Annotated in this window: 8 protein-coding genes; all 8 read left to right on the forward strand. The window is 65.7% G+C overall.

From position 1 onward, the window contains the following. Positions 1-4: 4 nt before the first annotated feature. The 8 genes from M8J71_RS05115 to M8J71_RS05150 all read left to right on the forward strand — a co-directional run bounded on the left by M8J71_RS05115 (position 5) and on the right by M8J71_RS05150 (position 20,175). A complete protein-coding gene (locus tag M8J71_RS05115) occupies positions 5-913 on the forward strand; it encodes a biotin--[acetyl-CoA-carboxylase] ligase (protein ID WP_256246897.1) in 909 nt (302 codons plus the stop codon). Next, complete coding sequence (locus M8J71_RS05120; RefSeq protein ID WP_256246898.1) at positions 906-1,505, forward strand: PH domain-containing protein; 600 nt, start codon at positions 906-908, stop codon at positions 1,503-1,505. The genes M8J71_RS05115 and M8J71_RS05120 overlap by 8 nt, the downstream gene beginning before the upstream one ends. Then, positions 1,495-2,619: an adenylate/guanylate cyclase domain-containing protein gene (locus M8J71_RS05125; RefSeq protein WP_256246899.1), complete on the forward strand. Its 1,125-nt coding sequence runs from the start codon at positions 1,495-1,497 to the stop codon at positions 2,617-2,619. Before M8J71_RS05120 ends, M8J71_RS05125 begins: the two co-directional genes overlap by 11 nt. A gap of 106 nt (positions 2,620-2,725) precedes the next feature. Next, complete coding sequence (locus M8J71_RS05130; RefSeq protein WP_256246900.1) at positions 2,726-8,887, forward strand: Ig-like domain-containing protein; 6,162 nt, start codon at positions 2,726-2,728, stop codon at positions 8,885-8,887. Positions 8,888-9,041: 154 nt separating this feature from the next. After that, positions 9,042-15,167 (forward strand): Ig-like domain-containing protein, encoded by a 6,126-nt coding sequence (locus M8J71_RS05135; protein ID WP_256246901.1) that lies wholly within the window; start codon positions 9,042-9,044, stop codon positions 15,165-15,167. Between the two features lie 48 nt (positions 15,168-15,215). Further along, entirely contained in the window at positions 15,216-16,187 is a 972-nt protein-coding gene (locus tag M8J71_RS05140) for an AAA family ATPase (protein ID WP_256246902.1), read from the forward strand. A gap of 56 nt (positions 16,188-16,243) precedes the next feature. Continuing rightward, positions 16,244-17,575 (forward strand): DUF58 domain-containing protein, encoded by a 1,332-nt coding sequence (locus tag M8J71_RS05145; RefSeq protein WP_256246903.1) that lies wholly within the window; start codon positions 16,244-16,246, stop codon positions 17,573-17,575. Beyond that, positions 17,572-20,175: a transglutaminase domain-containing protein gene (locus tag M8J71_RS05150; protein WP_256246904.1), complete on the forward strand. Its 2,604-nt coding sequence runs from the start codon at positions 17,572-17,574 to the stop codon at positions 20,173-20,175. Before M8J71_RS05145 ends, M8J71_RS05150 begins: the two co-directional genes overlap by 4 nt. Positions 20,176-20,309 lie beyond the last annotated feature (134 nt).

Genomic DNA, 20,309 nt, shown 5'->3' on the forward strand with positions numbered 1-20,309 from the left:
AGCTATGGATGACGCACAGACCCCCGGTACGCCCCTGAACCGGAGGGACCTGGCGGATCAGGACTTCCTGTCCGCCACCGGCATCCCCCGGCTGGAGGTAGTGGACTCCACCGGGTCCACCAATGCTGACCTCCTTCGGTCCGTCACCGTCGAGCCTGCTGCCTGGCCCGACCTGTCCGTGCTCACTGCCGAATATCAGACGGCAGCACGCGGCCGGCTGGACCGGCACTGGGAAGCGCCGCCGCTGAGCTCCATTTCCGCCTCCGTTGTCCTGCGGCCCGCCAACGCAGAGGGGCGGCCGTTGCCCACGCAGACCTATTCCTGGCTGTCACTGGTTGCCGCCCTGGCCCTGCGCGAAACCCTCCTGGAAACGGCCGGTATCCCTGCCGAGCTGAAGTGGCCCAATGATGTGCTGGTGCGGGGCAGGAAGATCGCGGGCATCCTGGCGCAACTTGGTCCCATGGTGGATGGTTCCGTGCCGCCCGTCATCCTGGGAACCGGCCTGAACGTCACCCTCAGCGCAGCGGACCTTCCGGTCCCCACCGCCACCTCCGTGATGCTGGAGGACGCCACCACGGTGGACCGGACCCTGCTCCTGAAAAGCTACCTGTCGAAGTTTGCTGTCCTGTACCGCAGCTTCTGCAATGCCGACGGCGACCCGGCGGCAGGGATGGCGGGCGGCACCTCACTGCACAAGCGGGTTGAGGCGGCCATGGTCACCCTGGGCAAGCAGGTGCGCGCCCAGCTTCCGGGAGACCACGAAATCATCGGCCACGCGTCCCGGCTCGACGACTACGGGTCGCTGCTGGTGGTGGACCGCGACTCCCGCGAGCACGTTGTCACCGCCGGGGATGTGGTGCACCTGCGGCCGTGGACCTCCCCGGACGCCTCCGGCCAAGGCGGTTATGCGTAAAAGCCTTGTCCCGGGCGAACAGGTGATTGTCACCACCCGCCCGCAGCCGAGGAAACTCGCAGGTGCCGCGGCTGCCTTTATCCTCTCGCCGGCAATTGCGGCCTATTTCTCGGCCTGGGTGATTCGCGGCGAAGCCGGGCGGGCAGTTCCCGTTCTTTCCGGCCGTTGGACACCTTGGCTCGTGACGGGCTGCATCCTCGCGGCTGCTTCGGTGTGGCTGGGCTTCTGCCTGCCCCGGCTCCTGCGGTGGCACGGGACCCGCTATACGCTGACCAGCAGGAGGATGGTGGCGAGGTCCGGTATGTGGAAGCGGCAGGACCAGCAGGTGAACCTGGCATCGGTCCGAAACCTGACTGTCCATGAGTCGGTCCTGCAACGCCTCTTCCGTTCCGGGAATATATCCTTGGAAATCGGACACCAGGGAGTGGTCACCTTCCGGGATGTGCCGGAAGTGGCCAGGTTCCGGGACTTCATCCTCGATGCCATCGAGGACCTGCCGGACGAGGACGATGCCCAGCCGGGCGGAACAACGGATTACCCCGCCGGGGCTTTGCCGTGGGAAATGAGAGAAGGTGGACCAGATGAACGATGAGCACCAGCAGGAACGCGTCGAATCCATCGCCCCCGCTCCCGCCGCTGACGCCCACCCGGCCACCGGCACCATGTCCGCCGAAAGGCTGGCCATGAAGGCCCTGGAAGCCCGCCTGCTGGGCGGGGAACGCAAGCTCCGCCGTCGTGAAGTCGCCGCCGGTGCGGGACTGTCCCTGCTGTCGGCGCGCAAACTTTGGCGTGCCTTGGGGTTTCCCAACTTCGGCGACGAGGATGTTGCTTTCACGGAGCGTGACCAGGCAGCACTCTCCAACGTGGTGGACCTGGTCCGTTCAGGAAAGCTGACGGAGGAAGCGGCCATCTCCGTCACCCGCTCCATCGGGCAAATGACGGACCGCATGGTGGTCTGGCAGATCGAGGCCCTGGTGGAAGACATGGTGCACGAACAGGGCGTCACCGATGCCGTTGCCCGCAAGCGCCTGGTGAATGAACTTCCGGCGCTGGTGGATGCGCTGGAGGAAATGCTGGTCTACTCCTGGCGCCGCCAGCTCAACGCCGGCGTCCAGCGGCTCGCCGTCCGCGCCGAAGCCGGCCTGCAGGCCAGTGAAGAAGGCCGCGAAGGCGACGAGGACGACGCCCCGTTGCCCCTGGCACGTGCTGTCGGCTTCGCGGACCTGGTTTCCTACACCAGCCTGTCCCGCCGGATGAACGAAAAGACCCTGGCCCGGCTGGTCCAGCGGTTTGAAAACAAGTGCGCGGAAATCATCTCTGTTGGCGGTGGCCGCCTGGTCAAGACCGTGGGCGACGAAGTCCTCTACATCGCGGAAACGCCCGCGGCCGGTGCCGAAATCTCCTTGGCACTCGCCCAGGCCTTCACCGAGGACGAGATTCTGCCGGAAGCCCGGGTGGCGATGGTCTGGGGCAGGATCCTGTCCCGGCTCGGCGATATCTACGGCCCCACCGTGAACCTTGCGGCCCGACTCACCACGCTGGCGGACCCGGGCACGGTGCTCGTGGACTCCATGACTGCCTCGGCCCTGGAGCACGACGAACGGTTTGTGATGGTGCCGCAGCCGCCCGAGAACGTCCGTGGTTTCGGCGAGATCCGCCCGGTGCGCCTCACCCGCGGGCTTGGCAAAGGGCTGGTCCTGGACTAACGGCACACATTTATCCATTTGTTGGTTTATTCCGTTATATTTGTTGTGCCCGGCTGTAAATGCCGGAAGCCGGCCATTGCCGGGGTCTACCTGGGGGAACCGTTCCATGAACTTTCGCGGACGAGCGCGCGCTAAACGCGCCTCCATCACGCCGGCACCTCGCCGTCCGCTCCTGCAATCGCGTCTTTTCAGCGGTACCGTCCTGGGGCTGGCTCTCGCCGTGCTGGTGGTTGGGGCGGTGGTCTACCCGGGGTTTAAGACCACCGAGGTGGAGTTGAACGACGGTGGCGTGTGGGTGGTTTCGAAGTCCAAGAATGCGGTGGGGCGGTTGAATTACCCGTCGCGGGTCTTGGATGGTGCGGTGACGCCGGCGTCGACTACCTTCGACATCCTGCAGGATGCCGGGGATGTGTTTGTGGATGACGAAACCGGTTCGACGTTGAACCAGGTGTCGCCTGCGAATATGCGCCTGGGCGGGGACAAGCAGTTGCCGGGCGCGGCTGATGTCAGTTTCGGCTCAGAGGTAATTTCGGTGACGGACGCGGCATCGGGGAAGGTGTGGGCGGTGTCGCCGTCCACTGTCAATGGTTTTGACGAGGAGGCCACCGAGCCGGTGCTGGTGGGCTCCGAGGGCATTGTTTCGGCTGTGGGGGAGGATGACCGGATCTACTCGGCGGATCCGAAGTCAGGGGTGGTGACGGTCACCGGGGTTGACGCCAACGGTGAAGTCACGTCCTCGGAGTCCGAAACCTGGGGCGAGCTAAAGGGTGCGGGGGACCTGCAGCTGACCGTGGTGGGGGACAAGCCGGTTGTCCTTGATGCGGCCGCGGGGAAGCTCATCCTGCCCGGTGGCAGGCGCCTGCAGTTGGATAACGCCCGCGAGGCAAAGCTGCAGCAGGGCGGTCCCGCCAGTGATTTTGTGGCGATTTCCACGCAGAAGGCGTTGCTGAAGCAGCCCCTCGACGGCGGCACGGCAAAAACAGTGGCGTTCGACGGCGAGGGCGTCCCGGCCGCGCCCGTCCAGCTGGGCGGGTGTGTCCACGCGGCCTGGTCCGGTGCCAACAAGTACGTCCGAGACTGCACGAACGACGCTGATGACAAAAACGTGGACGTGCCCAAGGCGAGTGCCTCGCCGTCGTATGTTTTCCGGGTGAACCGGGACCTGGTGGTCCTGAACGATGTGAACTCCGGCAATGTCTGGCTGGTGAACCAGAACATGCAGCTGGTCAACAACTGGGACGACGTTATCCCGCCCAAGGAAACCTCGGATGACGCGGACAAGGACTCCGCCGACGAAGTCCAGCAGACGGTGCTGCCGGACCGCACCAAACCCAATACTCCTCCGGTGGCGAACCCGGACACTTTCGGCGTCCGCGCCGGAAGGACGGTGATCCTGCCCGTGCTGGACAACGACACCGACGCCGACGGCGACATCCTGACGGTCCGCGCCGAGCAAATCAAGTCCGGGTTGCTGGCTCCGATCTACGGCTCCACCGGCTTCCAAGTGACAGTGCCTGCGGACAGGACGGGTTCCGAGACCTTCAAATACACGGTGGACGACGGCCGGGGCCTCAGCGCTTCCTCCGACGTCACGCTCAATATTGTGCCGCCGGGGGAGAACTCGGCTCCGCGGCAGAAGCCGAACCGCAACACCACCCTGGTGGTGCAGGCCGGCAAAAGTGTCACTCAGAACATCCTCACCGATTGGATCGATCCCGACGGCGACGATCTGTATGTAGTCGCCGCTGCGGGCAGCGATCCCCGGGACCAGGTCAAAGTCCGGCCCGACGGACTGCTCACCTTCCAGGACGCCGGCACTGACCCCGGCCGCAAGGTGGTCACCTTAACAGTTTCCGACGGCGAATCCACCACGGAAGGCAAGGTGACCGTAGACGTGCGCGGCCCCGGCGATTTGCCGCCGGTCGCAAATGCGGACCACGTGGTTGCCCTCGCAGGCGTCAACACGGTGATTGCACCACTGAAGAACGACTCGGACCCGCAAGGGGGTGCGCTCCGCCTCGCCCAAGTCACGCCGGATGGCAACTCCACAGCCACCATGGGGGCGGACCAGCAGACCTTCACCTTCAACTCCGCATCCGTGGGCACGCACTACGTGTCCTACCTTGTGACCAACGGCCCCGGGAGCGCGCAGCAGCTGGTCCGGATTGACGTGGTCTCGGGAGACGGGGACAGCGCCCCCGTGGCGGTGCGCGACGTAGCACTGCTGCCCAGCGGCGGAACCGTACTGGTGGACGTCCTCGGCAACGACTCCGACCCCTCCGGCGGTGTGCTCGTGGTGCAGTCCGTCACAGCTGCTGACGGGTTGCCGGTCAGTGTTTCGGTGCTGGACCACTCCGTGATCAGGATTACGGACGTGCGCGCTCAGGGCCAACTTAATGTCAGGTACACAATCTCGAATGGCAAGTCCTCGGCCAGCGGCGACATCGCAGTCCTGGTGGTGCCGGCCCCGGCAAAGCTCCAGGCTCCGCAAGCGAAACCAGATGAAGTGTCGGTCCGGGTGGGCGACGTGGTGACCATCCCTGTCCTCGAGAACGACTCCGACCCCAACGGCGGAAAGCTCGCGCTTGACCCGGCGTTGGCACAGAAGCCCGACGAGGCCGACGGGCGGATGTTCCAGTCCGGGGACTCGTTGCGCTTCATCGCCGGAGACGTGCCCAAGACCGTCTACGCGATTTACAAGGTCACCAATGAATCCGGCCAGTCGGATTCACAACAGGTGACCATCCGCATCCGCGCGCGCGACGACGAGCGGAACAGCCGTCCGGAGCCAAAGAACCTCACCGCCCGTGTGGTCTCCGGAATGGTGGTCCGGATCCCGGTGCCGTTGGACGGCATCGACTCGGACGGCGATTCGGTGCAGCTGATCGGGGTGGACAAAGCCCCCGCCATGGGCACGGCCGTGGCGAAGGACGGCTACCTCGAATTCACAGCCACGGGCACGGCGGCCGGGACAGATACCTTCACATACCGCGTCCGGGACCGGATCGGCGCCGAGAACACCGGCACGGTGATTGTGGGGATCGCACCTCCCGAAGCCAACAACCAGAAACCCATCGCCGTGGACGATTCCGTTGACGTCCGCCCCGGACGCAAGATCGCCGTCGACGCACTCACCAACGATTCCGACCCCGACGGCGACCCCATCGGGCTCGTCTCCAACGCCCTTGAAGCCCCGGCTGAACTCGGCGTCGAGACTGCTGACGGCAGGGTAGTGCTCACGGCTCCCGGCACCGCCGGCAATCAGAACGTCAGTTACAAGATCCAGGACGACAAAAAAGCCCAGGGCGGTGCAGTGATCCGTGTCAGGGTCAGCCCCGACGCCGCCCTCAAGGCTCCGCTGGCAAAGGACGATGTCATCACTCCAGCCGAGACGCTGGGCAAGTCCGCCGTCGACGTGCCGGTCCTGAAGAACGATTCGGACCCCGACGGCGTGGCCGCGGATCTCAAAATCAGCCTGCCGGACGGCAACCCGAATGCGCGCCCGGGCGGCGACGGCAACGTTGTGGTCAGCCTGGCGCCGGGAGACCAGTTGGTCCCGTACACCGTCACCGACGTTGACGGCCAGAGCGCCACGGCTGTCATCTGGGTGCCCGGTCAAGGTGAAGAGCACCCCACCCTTGCCCGTACCGACGCTGTGGAAGTGATGGCCGGCAAGGAAATCAAGCTCGACCTCAGTGAGTACGTCAAAGTCCGCGAAGGGCGTTCACCCCGGATCACGCAGGCGGACAAGGTCCGCGTCCAGGGCGCTGACACCCTGGACGTCATCGCCGGAAACGGCGACGCCCTGCGCTACGCGGCCCTCAAGGACTACGTGGGCCCGGGCTCCGTGACGTTCGAAGTGACGGACGGGTCCGGCCCGGAAGATCCGCAGGGCCTGAAATCCACCCTGACCATCATCACCCGGGTCATCCCGGACCCGGCAGCAAACCATGAGCCCACATTCAGCGGAACCGACCTTGAGGTGCCGAAGGCCGAAACGGCCAGCCTGGAACTGGGCAACCTGGCGAAGGACGTGGACGCCGGAGACCAGGAGAAGCTCACCTTCGAGTTGGACGGGACCACGCCCGAAGGCTTTACCGCAAGCATTGAGGGGCAGACGCTCAAAGTCAGTGCCGCAGCGGGCTTGTCCGTAGGCCGTAAGGGGAGCATCCCGCTGAAGGTCACGGACGGCCGCTCGGAACCGGTCAAGGCTTCGGTAACGGCCACGGTTGTGGCCTCCAACAGGCCACTCCCCACAGCCAGTGAAGACACTGTCGACAAGGCAAACGCCGGCCGGGCCGAGACGATCAACGTCCTTGCCAACGACTTCAACCCCTTCAGCGACACCCCGCTGAAGATCGTCTCGGTCAGTGTCGAAACGGGCTCAGCCGCCGGGCAGCCGGTCAGTAGCGGAAATTCCGTCACGGTGACGCCCGCCGAGGGATTCAAGGGTGTTTTGGTGCTCCGCTACACCGTCGCGGACAAAACTGACGATCCCTCCCGCCAGGCGAACGGCCGCGTCAGGATCACGGTCCGGGACAAGCCGGACGCGCCCTCGGCTCCCAACGCCACAGATGTACGCAGCCGGACTGCAGTGCTCAAGTGGGCCCCGCCGTCGGATAACGGAGCAACGATTACCGGATACACGGTCCGGTCCAACAACGGTTTCGAGCAAAAGTGCGCCACCACCACCTGCACACTCAGCGGGCTCACCAACGATGTGAAGTATGTCTTCACGGTGATTGCCACCAACGAGGTGGGCGACTCCCAGCCGTCTGCGCAGTCGAACGAAATCCGTCCCGACGAAAAGCCGTCCCCGCCCGAGGCGCCCATGGTGCAGGCCGGCGACACCAACATGGTCATCAACTGGGCACCTGCCAGGACCGAGGGCTCGGCCGTCAAGAGCTACAACCTGGAGATCTCGCCGCCGCCTGCCAGCGGCGTCGCCGTGAAGAACGGCGTGACTGGCCTGACCTACACCTGGCCCGGCCTGACAAACGGCGTCCGTTACAAGGTGCGCGCCCAGGCAGTCAACGAACTGGGCCCGTCCGACTGGGGGATTTACTCCTCCGAAGACAACCCGGCCGGGGTGCCGGCTGCACCTGCGGCGCCGACCTCAGCCGTGGCCTCCTCCGTCGGGACCACCAACCAGTTGCGGGTGAACTGGACCGAACCCGATACCAACGGGGACGCAATCAGGAATTACTACGTCACTATGGCCGGTGGCGGCGGGGCGCCGCAGACCCAGACCATCGCGGGCACCGTGCGCACGGCCAACTTCACGGCAAACAACTCCGAAGCCGAGTACACGTTTACGGTCCAGGCCGAGAATAAGGCAGGCAAGGGGGCTGTCAGCCCCAATTCCGCGCCCCGGCGAGCCACCGGCAAGCTGGGCCAGGTTTCAGGGGTGAGTGCCACCGCTGCGGATACTGCAGGGGCTGGGCGCCAACTGACCATCAACTTCAAGGAACTGACAGCGGCCGAACGCAACGGTTCCGCGTATGGCGAGGTCAGCTACACCTACAACGCCAGCACCGGCCAGAGCGGTCCCATCCGGCCCGGGCAGACTGTGGGTGGTTTCACGAACGGTACGGCCACCTCCATCACTGTGGTTGCCAACTCCAGTGTGGCGCCAAGTTCAAACGCCAGCGCCCCCGCCAACGCCACGCCATACGGTTCTCCGGGTACGCCCTCCGCCTCGGGCCAGGACGGTGGACAGAACCAGAAGTCATTGTCCTTCAGTTGGACCTCGCCATCGACGGCGACGAACGACGTCGCCTATACACAGATAAACATTGACGGCCGGGGCTGGGAAAGGGTCGCGGCGTCGGGAAGCCGGACAGTGAACACAGGCGGCTTCGACGAACCTCACTCGATCCAGGTGCAGACCGTGAACTCCATGGGCACAGGCGGAGCCGTTGCCGGAGCGACTGCCAGATCCGGGCCGGCCAAGACTAATTGGGACAACTCGATCGTTGGGTACCGCACGTGCACGGACGCGGCAGCCTCAGGCCAAACCTCATGGAGGTCGCCGACGAGCGCGGAACATACCTGCGACGGTGTTATCCGCGACTATCCCTGGATTTACGGCTCAGGTCCGGCTTTTACAGTCAACTGCTTCATGTGGCGTACAGTGCCCGACGCCCGCGGTACGTACAAGTGGTACCGCATCAATTCCCATCCCGACGGCCGATACGTGGGCCGCACCGTCCAGGTGGGCAACACCACCTTGGGTGAGCCCGAGGGCCACGGGATCCCGCAATGCTGATCACGGACATCGCCGCAGGTAAGGCCCTGGGGGAGCGCTGCCCATCGCGGCCCCGGCCACGCTTGGGTAGGCTAGCGCGGGAACAGGGAGCCCGGTACCGGGTCGCTGGACGGTTCGGCCGGGGGGCCACAAACTTCAGGGAAATAGAAAAGCTGTGACAACGATGCTGGGGAAGCTGGGTCTCAAAAGGCGCCAGAAAAAAATTGTCACCGGCACTGCCTTTGGTGCCGCCGTGGCTGTTGTGGTGACCGGAGCTGTGCTCTATCCGGGGTTTAAGACCACTGAGGTGGAGTTGAACGACGGTGGCGTGTGGGTGGTTTCGAAGTCCAAGAATGCGGTGGGGCGGTTGAATTACCCGTCGCGGGTCTTGGATGGTGCGGTGACGCCGGCGTCGACTACCTTCGACATCCTGCAGGATGCCGGGGATGTGTTTGTGGATGACGAAACCGGTTCGACGTTGAACCAGGTGTCGCCTGCGAATATGCGCCTGGGCGGGGACAAGCAGTTGCCGGGCGCGGCTGATGTCAGTTTCGGCTCAGAGGTAATTTCGGTGACGGACGCGGCATCGGGGAAGGTGTGGGCGGTGTCGCCGTCCACTGTCAATGGTTTTGACGAGGAGGCCACCGAGCCGGTGCTGGTGGGCTCCGAGGGCATTGTTTCGGCTGTGGGGGAGGATGACCGGATCTACTCGGCGGATCCGAAGTCAGGGGTGGTGACGGTCACCGGGGTTGACGCCAACGGTGAAGTCACGTCCTCGGAGTCCGAAACCTGGGGCGAGCTAAAGGGTGCGGGGGACCTGCAGCTGACCGTGGTGGGGGACAAGCCGGTTGTCCTTGATGCGGCCGCGGGGAAGCTCATCCTGCCCGGTGGCAGGCGCCTGCAGTTGGATAACGCCCGCGAGGCAAAGCTGCAGCAGGGCGGTCCCGCCAGTGATTTTGTGGCGATTTCCACGCAGAAGGCGTTGCTGAAGCAGCCCCTCGACGGCGGCACGGCAAAAACGGTGGCGTTCGACGGCGAGGGCGTCCCGGCCGCGCCCGTCCAGCTGGGCGGGTGTGTCCACGCGGCCTGGTCCGGTGCCAACAAGTACGTCCGAGACTGCACGAACGACGCTGATGACAAAAACGTGGACGTGCCCAAGGCGAGTGCCTCGCCGTCGTATGTTTTCCGGGTGAACCGGGACCTGGTGGTCCTGAACGATGTGAACTCCGGCAATGTCTGGCTGGTGAACCAGAACATGCAGCTGGTCAACAACTGGGACGACGTCATCCCGCCCAAGAACGAGTCCGACGAGCAGGACCAGGAATCGGCGGACAACAACACCATCAACGTCCTGCCGGACCGCACCAAACCCAACCGTCCGCCGGAAACCAAGCCCGACGCCGTCGGCGTGCGACCCGGACGAACCACCATCCTCAGTGTCCTGGACAATGATTCCGACCCCGACGGCGACGTCCTTACCGCAGCCATAGCAGGCTCCGGTCCCCAAACCGGAACGCTGGAAAACATCTACGGCGGCACCGCCTTCCAGGTCTCGGTCCCTGCCGATGCCAAGCCAGGGACCGAGACGTTCAGCTACAACGCCTCGGACGGCCGCGGCCTCTCCGCCGCCGGCCAGGTGACCCTCAGCGTGATGGCTCCGGAGGAGAACAAGCCGCCGCAGTTCAAGCGCGGCGACTCAACCACCCTGCTCGTGGAGCAGGGCAAAACCGTCAGCCAGAACATCCTCACGGACTGGATCGACCCCGACGGCGATGACCTGGTCCTCCTCGACGCCAAGGCTGACAACGAGCAGGATCAGGTGAAGGTCCGCCGCGACGGCCTGCTCACCTTCCAGGACTCCGGCGCAACAGCCGGGAAAAAGAACGTGGAAGTCACAATCTGGGACGGCCGCGCCACCGTCACCGGAAAAGTCGTGGTCAACGTCCAGCCGCCCGGAGCACTGGCACCGGTAGTCAACGCCGACCACGTCACCGCCGTGGTGGGCCAGGACCTGGTCATCGGGCCGCTGAAAAATGACGTGGACCCCAACGGAGGTGCCCTCCGGCTTGCCCAGGTGGAAGCCAACGGCCCCGCCGAACTGGGCCCTGTGACCGACGGCGGCACCTTTACGTTCCGCAGCACCACCCCCGGCCCGGTCTATCTCACGTACATCGCCAGCAACGGTCCGCAAAGCAGCCAGGGCCTGATCCGCGTCGACGTGGAATCCGGTGACGATACGGGCAACCCGGTTGCCGTCCACGACGTGGCGCTGATGCCCACGGGCGGCAGCGTTCTGGTGGATCCGTTGGCGAACGACTCCGATCCTTCCGGCGGTGTGCTGGTCCTGCAGTCCGTGAAGCTGCCGGAAAATTCGACGGCGTCCGTCAGCGTGATCAACCACAGCGTCCTGCGCATCACCGACATCCTGGGAACCAAGGACCCGATTCTCTTCGAATACACGATGTCCAACGGGAAAAAGTCTGCCACCGGCAGCGTCTCCGTGGTGCCGGTCCCGGCGCCCAGCGTGGTGGAAGCACCCCAGCCGAAGCCGGACGAGGTGAACGTCCGGGTCAACGACGTCGTCACCATTCCGGTGCTGGACAACGACACCCACCCGCAGGGCCAGGAACTCACGGTCGATCCGGCCTTGCCGCAGGGCGTGGATCCCCTGGACGGGAAGAGCTTTGTCTCGGAGGACACCCTCCGCTTTATCGCCGGCAGCCAGCCCAAGACAGTCCGGGCCATCTACAACGCCGTGGACCCGCAGGGCCAGAAGAGCGCCGCGGCGGTGACCATCCATATCCTGCCGCTGGAAGGCGCTGAGAACTCGCGCCCGCAGCCGCGCAACCTCACTGCCCGTGTGGTGGCCGCCGGCACTGTCCGGATTCCCGTCCCGCTGGACGGTATTGATCCCGACGGCGACTCGGTGCAGCTGACCGGGATCGACAGCACTCCGGCCATGGGCACGGCGACCGTCGGCAGCAACTTCATCGACTTCACCGCTGCCGGTGACGGTGCCGGCACGGACACGTTCCGGTACAAAGTGGTGGACCGGCAAGGGGCCGTCAATACCGGAACAGTCACTGTCGGCATCGCACCCCGCGGCGAGATCAACCAGAAACCAACGCCCGTGGACGACGAAGTTCGGGTACGCCCCGGGCGCCAGATCGCCGTCGACGCCACCGGGAACGACACCGATCCCGACGGAGACCTGATCCGCATCCTCACCGACGGCATCGAAGCTGATCCTGCCCTCCAGGCAACCGTCAGCAGGACGAGCGGCCGGATCATCCTGCTCGCGCCGGGTGAAGCCGGAACCGTCAATGTGCGCTACACCATCGCCGACGACAGGGACTCGTCGGCGCAGGCGACCATCCGTGTTGTGGTGGACAACAACGTGCCCCTCAAGGCCCCCATCGCCCGGGATGACAGGGTGACGTCCGCCCAGACCATGGGGAAGACCGCCGTCGACGTCCCCGTCCTGAAAAACGATGAGGACCCCGACGGCGTGGGGGAGAACCTGCGGGTCAGCACCGAGGCCACCACTGCCCGGCCCGGCGCCGAAGGCACCATGATCGTGGACCTCACCGAGCAGCCACAGCTCATTCCGTACACCGTGGAGGACGTGGACGGCCAGCAGTCGACGGCGGTCATCTGGGTACCGGGCCTCGGCCAGCAGCTTCCCACTTTGGCCAAGGACGAGGTCATCGAGGTTGTCGCCGGCCAGTCCATGGACGTCGACCTCGACGAATGGGTAAAGGTCCGGGAAGGCCGCTCTCCGCGCCTGACCCAGGCTGACCGGATCAAACTCATCGGGGCCGACGGCGCTGACCCGGTGACCGGTGACGGCACGGGCCTGAAGTACACGGCCGGCACGGACTACGTCGGCCCGGGTTCACTCACCTTTGAGGTGACGGACGGAACCGGACCGGATGATCCTGCCGGTCTGAAGTCCACGCTCAGCATCCGCACCAAGGTGCTGCCGGATCCCAGCAAAAACAACCCGCCGGAGCTGCTGGGTGCCAGCGTGGACATCCCCAAGGGGGACTCCGCCAGCACGGACCTGGGCAAGCTGACCTCGGACCCGGACGGCGACGACGTCGAGAAGATGAAGTACGAACTGGTGGGCGGTTCACCCACCGGATTCAACGCCAGGGTTGACGGCAAAAACCTGAAGGTGTCGGCTGCCGATTCCAGCGGCACCGGAACCACCGCCGCCGTCCAGGTCAAGGCCAGGGACCCGCGCGGCCTCGAAGCCACCGCAACGTACCAGCTGGCGGTGACGGCTTCGAACCGGCCCAAGCCGGTGGCCAACGACGACCTGGAACCCAACGCTGCCGCCGGCAAGCCTGTGACAGTGAACGTCCTGGCCAACGACGCTAACCCGTTCCCGGAGACCGCGCTGAAGATCATCGCGGCCGGCGCCGAAACGGGCAGCGGCAACGTTGAGGTGAACGGTGATTCCGTGACCGTGACCCCCGCACCCGGCTTCACCGGAACGATGGTGGTGTCCTACACGGTGTCCGACAAAACGGAGGACCCGTCCCGGCAGGCTACTGCCCGCGTCCGGCTCACCGTCAAGGACAAGCCGCAGGCCCCCGCCACCGCGCAGGCGCAGAGCGTGGGGGACCAGACGGCACTGCTCACCTGGTCCGCACCGGCGGACCGCGGCTCGCCCATTACCAAGTACACCGTCTACGGCGAGGGCGGGTTCCAGCAGGACTGCCCGGCCAACACCTGCACCCTCAACGGCCTGGTGAACAACACCAAGTACCACTTCCAGGTGACGGCCACCAATGAGTTCGGCGAATCGGACCGTTCACCCGCCTCAGCAGAGGTGCGTCCGGACGTGAAGCCGGATACCCCCCTGGCGCCGTCGCTGAAGTTTGGCGACAAGGAACTGTCCATCAACTGGACCGCGCCGGCGAGCAAGGGATCACCGGTCAAGTCCTACGACCTGGAGATCTCTCCGCCGCCGGCCGGCCAGAACGCCCAGATCCAGAACCTGACCGCTGTCAGCTACGTCTGGAAGGGCCTGCAGAACGGCGTCTCCTACAAAGTCCGGGTCCTGGCGCGCAACGATGCCAAGGAGCCCTCCGAGTGGAGCCCGTACTCGGCTGCCGAAGTGCCGGCCGGCGTGCCGGCAACGCCTGCAGCCCCCACGGCTTCCCAGGCAGGTTCCCTTGGGGCGCAAAGCCAGCTGAAGGTCACCTGGACGGCGCCAAACAACAATGGCGACGCCGTCTCGGCCTACACCCTCACCACCCTCCGCGGCGGCGCGGTGGTGTCCAGCCAGCAGGTCGCCGGCACCTCGCAGAACGTCACGGTGGACAACTCCGAGGCCAACTACACCTTCACGGTGTCCGCCACCAACAAGGCCGGAACCAGCGGGACCAGCGCGCAGTCGGCGGCCATCCGGGCCGTAGGCAAGCCCGGAACCGTGGCCGCTCCCACGGCATCACTGGTGGAAACAAACGGCAATGGCGGCAAGATCGATGTGCGCTTCCCCCAGCTAACGGATGCGCAGCGGAACGGCTCCACCGCCGGCGAAATTTCCTACCGATACAGCCTTACCTCAGGGGGTGGAAGCGGCAGCATCCCTGCAGGTGGAGGTGTGGTGGCCGCCCCAAATGGAACGAATACAGCGGTTGTGGTATGGGCGGTTTCGTCCCGCAGTTCTGCTGCAGGTGACGCAAGCGCCCCGTCCAACTCCGTCAATCCATATGGCCTCGCCTTCGCCCCGAACGTTACTGGCAGCAACAGCAGCGGCGTTGGAGACAAAACTGTCTCCTGGACCTGGAACCAGCCGGACGGCAACGGCCGCGCCGTGACGGGTTACCAGTACAGCCTGGACAACGGACCGTGGCAAAACACCGAGCAGCGCTCCTTCTCCAAGAGTGTGGGCTTCAGTGAGACCCACAAGCTTGAGGTCCGCGCCATGAGCGCCGGCCAGGCCGGCCGCATTGGCAGCGATACCTCCCGCAGCGGGGCAGAACCACCGCCCCCCGTCCCCACATCCTGGACCATCACCGCCACACCGGTGCGCAGCTGCACCGAGCCCGGTTACGGCGTCGACAGCTTCCGGGCGGGCAACCCGTCGTCCTGCGTCGGCGGCGGTAAGTGGCTGCCGGAGAACACGCCATCGCAATCGGACTTCTACGTGGTCTGGTACAAGACATCCGAGAACCCCTCGGGCATCTGGTACCACCTGACCACCGGCCCCGCCCAAGGAAACTACGTCCGGCACGACACCACCAACCGGGACGGCCAGGGTCCGCCCGCGGGCATGCCGCAACGCTAGGCATACCGATCCACTTCGAGCACCACCAAGACTGAAAAGGACTTACTCATGACCATGACCACCGAGCAGGCCGAATGGTTTGCAGGCACCTTCGAGAAGCTTGTTGCCAATGTCGGCCAGGCTGTGCTGGGCAAGGAACACGTCATCCGGCTGACCTTCACCGCCATGCTTGCCGAGGGGCACGTCCTGTTCGAGGACGCGCCGGGCACCGGCAAGACCTCCCTCGCCCGGGCCCTGGCCGCCACGGTGCAGGGCTCCAACAACCGCATCCAGTTCACCCCGGACCTGCTGCCCTCGGACGTCACCGGTGTGACCATCTATGACCAGAAGACGCAGAAGTTCGAGTTCCACAAGGGCCCGATCTTCAACAACATCGTCCTGGCCGACGAAATCAACCGCGCTTCGCCCAAAACCCAGTCGGCACTGCTGGAGGTCATGGAGGAATCCCGGGTCACCGTTGACGGCGTCACCTACTCCGCCGGCCGCCCGTTTATGGTGATGGCTACGCAGAACCCCATCGAACAGGCCGGCACCTACCGTTTGCCGGAAGCGCAGCTGGACCGCTTCCTGATCAAGACCTCCATCGGCTACCCGGACCACGCCTCCACCGTCCGGCTCCTGGGCGGATCCAACTTGAAGGACCGGTCCAAGGAGCTATCGGCCGTCATCACCACGCAGGCAATCGCGGACATGGCGGACCTGGCCGCAACGGCCCACGTGGACACCGCGGTCCTCGAGTACATCTCCCGGCTCTGCGAAGAGACCCGCAGCGCGCCGGAAACCCGGCTTGGAGTCTCGGTGCGGGGCGCACTGGCCATGGTCAGGGCCGCAAAGGTGTGGGCAGCAGCCCAGGGACGCAACTTCGTCCTTCCAGACGACGTCAAGGAACTTGCTCCGGTGGTGTGGTCCCACCGCTTTGTGATGGACCCCGAAGCCGAATTCTCCGGAGCCACTGCTGAGGCCGTCCTGACCCGCATCCTCGCGGACGTCGCTGCTCCCCAGCAGCGAACCAACGTCTGACGCCGCACTCCCAACCCGGCACAACCCAAACCAAGCGCAACAACGAAGGCACACATATGTCCAGCGGCACCCCGTTGACCCGGATCGCGGAGCGTCTCAAGCACCCCTTCCCCAGGATCGGCCACCCCACCGCGCTGCACCCCTCGTCCGTCTGGGGTGAGGCCGGTACAACTGCAGGACTCGCCCTGGCGCCGGCCTGGCGTGCTGTCCGCGCGGCCTGGCTGAAGTACGCCTGGCCCGTACTTTCGGTGGTCAGTATTCTGGGCTGGTCAGTCCTTGGCGCCGCCGTCCTGCTCTGGACAGCCGGGCAGGCCTACGGGTGGCAGGAAGCAAAAGCAGCAGCGGTCGCAGCCTTTGTGATGTTCGTGATCGCTGTGGGATTCATCCTCGGCCGGTCCACCTACGGCGTGGTCCTGGACCTCGCCCGGACCCGCGTTGCCGTGGGCGACAGCGCCGTGGGCAGCATCGCCGTTGCCAACACCTCCAACCGCCCGCTGCTGCCCGCAGCGGTGGAGCTGCCGGTGGGCGGCGTCACGGCCGTCTTCCACCTGCCCCGCATGAAGCCGCAGCAGGTCCACGAGGACCTCTTTACCATTCCCACTGCACGCCGCGCCGTGATCGTCGTCGGGCCCGTGCGCTCGGTGCGGGCGGACCCGCTGCACCTCCTGCGCCGGCAGGTCCTGTGGACCGAACCGGAGGACCTCTTTGTCCACCCCCGGACCGTTGCCCTTGCCGGCTCCGCCGCCGGATTCATCCGGGACCTGGAAGGCATGCCCACCACCGAACTTTCCAGCGCCGATGTGTCCTTCCACGCGCTGCGGGACTATGTCCCCGGCGATGACAGGAGGCACATCCACTGGAAAACAACCGCACGGACCAACAAGCTGATGGTCCGCCAGTTCGAAGAGACCCGCCGCGCCCACCTGGCCGTCTCGCTGTCCATCAACACTGACGAATACGCGTCGGAGGCGGAATTCGAGATGGCCATCTCCGCGGCCGCCTCCATCGGACGCCAGGCAATCCGCGAGCAGCGTGAACTGGACGTCCTCACCCAGAAAGGCCCGCTGCGCTGCGAAACCGGCCGGACCATGCTCGATGACATGACCAGGATCGTCGGAGCACCCATGCGCCGCACCGCCGTCGACCTCGCCAGGACGTTGGCCGACACCGTTCCCAACGCCTCCGTGGTCTTCTTTGTTGTCGGCAGCAACGTCACCGCCACCCAGCTCCGGTCCGCCGCCGCCTCCGTGCCGCCCGGTGTCCGCAGCCTCGCCGTCCGCGTCGAGGCCGGCGCGGCATCCAGCAGGGCCAACATCGCCGACCTGACAGTGCTCACCCTGGGCGACCTCGACGATCTCGGCATCGTCCTCCGGAAGGCGGCAGCATGACCTCGGCACCAGGCCTGCGCCCACGCACCCCGTCCGCGCGGCAGCCATCGCGCAACGCGCCGGAATCAGCTTTTGCAGACGGCCAGCCACTCTGGCATTTCCTGCTCGACGCCGGCGCCCTGACCGCACTCCTGGGGCTGGGCCTGCTCGGGTTCGGACTCAGCTTCGGCGGCGATCCTTACTACCTCCTGTCGGGATTCGGCGGGATCATCCTGGGCCTGGCCATCGGCGTCCTCAACGCGCACCTGCGCTTGGGCCTGCTCATCACCACCGCCCTTGCCCTCGGCGCCTACCTCGTCTTCGGGACGCTGCTGGCGGTGCCGGACTCGGCCATCGCCGGCTTCGTGCCCACCCTGGACTCGCTCCGGACCCTTCTTTTGGGCATCGTGTTCGCCTGGAAGGACATGCTGACTGTCGGCGTTCCGGTGGGAACAGCGGGTGGTGTCCTCATTGTCCCGTTCCTCAGTTCCCTGGTCACAGGGCTCGTGGCGGCCGTCCTGACCTGGCGGGCCAGGAGCCCCTACCTCCCGCTGATCCCGGTACTGGTCCTCTTCGTGACGGGCATCGCCTTCAGCACGAACGCAGCCTTCCTCACCCTTGAACGCGGCATCGGCCTGACCGTCCTCGGGATCGCCTGGGCAACGTTCCGCCGGGATGCCCTGCGGAGAAACACGTCCGGGAAAGTCGCGGTCAACAACCCCCAGACGGATTCCGCCACGCTCCGGCGGGCCAAAATCCGCAGGCTGGGCATGGCCGCCGGCGTCATCGCCGTCAGCGTGGCCGTCACCGCGCTGTCCGCTCCGCTGGTGACGGCCGGAGGTGACCGGAAGGTCCTCCGGAACGTTGTGGTCCCGCCGTTCGATCCCAAGGACTACATCACTCCGCTGGCCAGTTTCCGGACGTTCGTCAAGGACAAGAAGGATGACACCCTGTTTGTGGTCAAGGGGCTTCCGCGCGACGCCCGGGTCAGGTTGGGGGCCCTGGATGCCTTCAACGGCACCAACTACACCATGGACCCCAACGGCTCCGGCAACTTCAGCAAGGTGGGGGATGCCCAGTCCATCAACACCCTCGCCGACACCTCCGCTGCGGTTCCCACCAACGAGTACTCCATTGGCATCACCATCGAGGACTACCAGGGCTTCTTCGTTCCCGGCGGCCGCAAGACCACCGGCCTCAGCTTTGACCGGGGCGGTTCGGCGGCGGCCCAGGGCCTCTACTTCAACTCCGGCACCGATACTGCCGTCACCACCAACGGCTTGTCCCGGGGCGATTCGTACAGCGTCCGGGTGTCCGATCCGGTCAAGCTCGAACATGGGCAGCTGACGCAGTACGATTTCGCGCCGGTGTCCCTTCCCGAGGCCGTTGAGGTTCCGCCGGTGGTGGGGTCGCAGGCCAACGACCTCTCAGCAGATGCCCCCACCGCCATTGACCGCGTCCGCCAGATCGAAGCCCACTTCCAGAAGACGGGCGCCTTCAGCAACGGACTGGTCAGTGAAGGCCAGCTGCCCAGCGTCTCCGGCCACGGTTCGGCCCGGATCAGGAACCTCTTGACGGCAAAGCAGATGCTCGGCGACGATGAACAGTACGCCGTGGCGATGTCCCTGATGCTGCGCCACCTGGGCATCCCGTCCCGCGTGGTGATGGGCTTCTATCCTGATCCCACCAGCCCCGAAAACGGGGCGGGCGAGGTCAAGATCACCGGCAAGAACGTGCACGCCTGGGTGGAGGTTGCGTTTGAGCGGGTGGGCTGGGTCAGCTTCGACCCCACTCCGCCCAAGGACAACGTCCCCATTCCGCCGGACCCGGAGAACAAGTCCAAGCCCAAGCCCCAGGTCCTGCAGCCGCCGCCACCGCCGCAGGAACCTGCTGACCTGCCGCCGGACTCCTCACCCGATGCCCTGGACGCGGACCAGAAAAAGAACAACCCCTGGCTGTTCTGGGGCGCCCTGCTGGGCGCGCTGGGCATTGCCCTGATCCCGCTGTCGATCCTCGCCCTGCCGCTGTTGCTGATTGCCCTGATGAAATCACGACGACGGAAGGCCCGTTTCAGGGACGGCGACGCCGCACAGCGGGTTGGGGGAGGCTGGAATGAGGTGGTGAGCCTTGCCACCGACATGGGAGCTGCCGTCGATACCCGTTCAACGCGCCGCGAAAGCGCCGCCGTGCTCGCCGAGGCATTCCCGACCAGTGGCGGTACCACCACCATGCTCGCGCGGCGCGCCGACGCATCGATTTTTGGCGCCGGCCAGCCCAGCGAGGACGAGGTCCGCGAATACTGGACCATTGTTGACGGTTCGCTGAAGGAAATGACCTCCACAGTGGGGTTCTGGCGCCGGCAGCAGGCGAGGTTCTCTCCCCGCTCGCTGCTCGCCGACGCCCGGCATGTCCTTAACCTCCGCGGGGCCAGGCTGGTACTGCCGGTTCGGCCGTTGCTTAAGGGAACTGGCCGCCGTCGTCCTTCCGGCAGTGCCGCAGGCGAAGTGCCGGCGCCGGACACCACGGCTCCGCTATCCGGGTCACCGGAATCTCCCACACCGGGATCTCCAACGCCGGAAGCCACGCAGGAATCCCCGATCCAGGGACGCAGTACCCAGTGACAGACGACACCGTGCGCTGCCCGCACTGCCGGCAACTGGTCCGCGGCGGAGCCGCCTTTTGCACTGCCTGCGGGGCGCCGCTGCCCAACCGGGCAGCGCGCAGCCTCGGCAGGGTTGAGCCGGTGCCGGACCCG

It is taken from the genome of Pseudarthrobacter sp. R1, from assembly GCF_024494415.1.
Lineage (GTDB): Bacteria > Actinomycetota > Actinomycetes > Actinomycetales > Micrococcaceae > Arthrobacter.

What these genes read in the sequence shown, in the direction of transcription:
- M8J71_RS05120 (WP_256246898.1), top strand. Translation starts at nt 906, where the DNA reads ATGCGTAAAAGCCTTGTCCCGGGCGAACAGGTGATTGTCACCACCCGC.
- M8J71_RS05125 (WP_256246899.1), top strand. Translation starts at nt 1,495, where the DNA reads ATGAACGATGAGCACCAGCAGGAACGCGTCGAATCCATCGCCCCCGCT.
- M8J71_RS05150 (WP_256246904.1), top strand. Translation starts at nt 17,572, where the DNA reads ATGACCTCGGCACCAGGCCTGCGCCCACGCACCCCGTCCGCGCGGCAG.
- M8J71_RS05140 (WP_256246902.1), top strand. Translation starts at nt 15,216, where the DNA reads ATGACCATGACCACCGAGCAGGCCGAATGGTTTGCAGGCACCTTCGAG.
- M8J71_RS05130 (WP_256246900.1), top strand. Translation starts at nt 2,726, where the DNA reads ATGAACTTTCGCGGACGAGCGCGCGCTAAACGCGCCTCCATCACGCCG.
- M8J71_RS05145 (WP_256246903.1), top strand. Translation starts at nt 16,244, where the DNA reads ATGTCCAGCGGCACCCCGTTGACCCGGATCGCGGAGCGTCTCAAGCAC.
- M8J71_RS05115 (WP_256246897.1), top strand. Translation starts at nt 5, where the DNA reads ATGGATGACGCACAGACCCCCGGTACGCCCCTGAACCGGAGGGACCTG.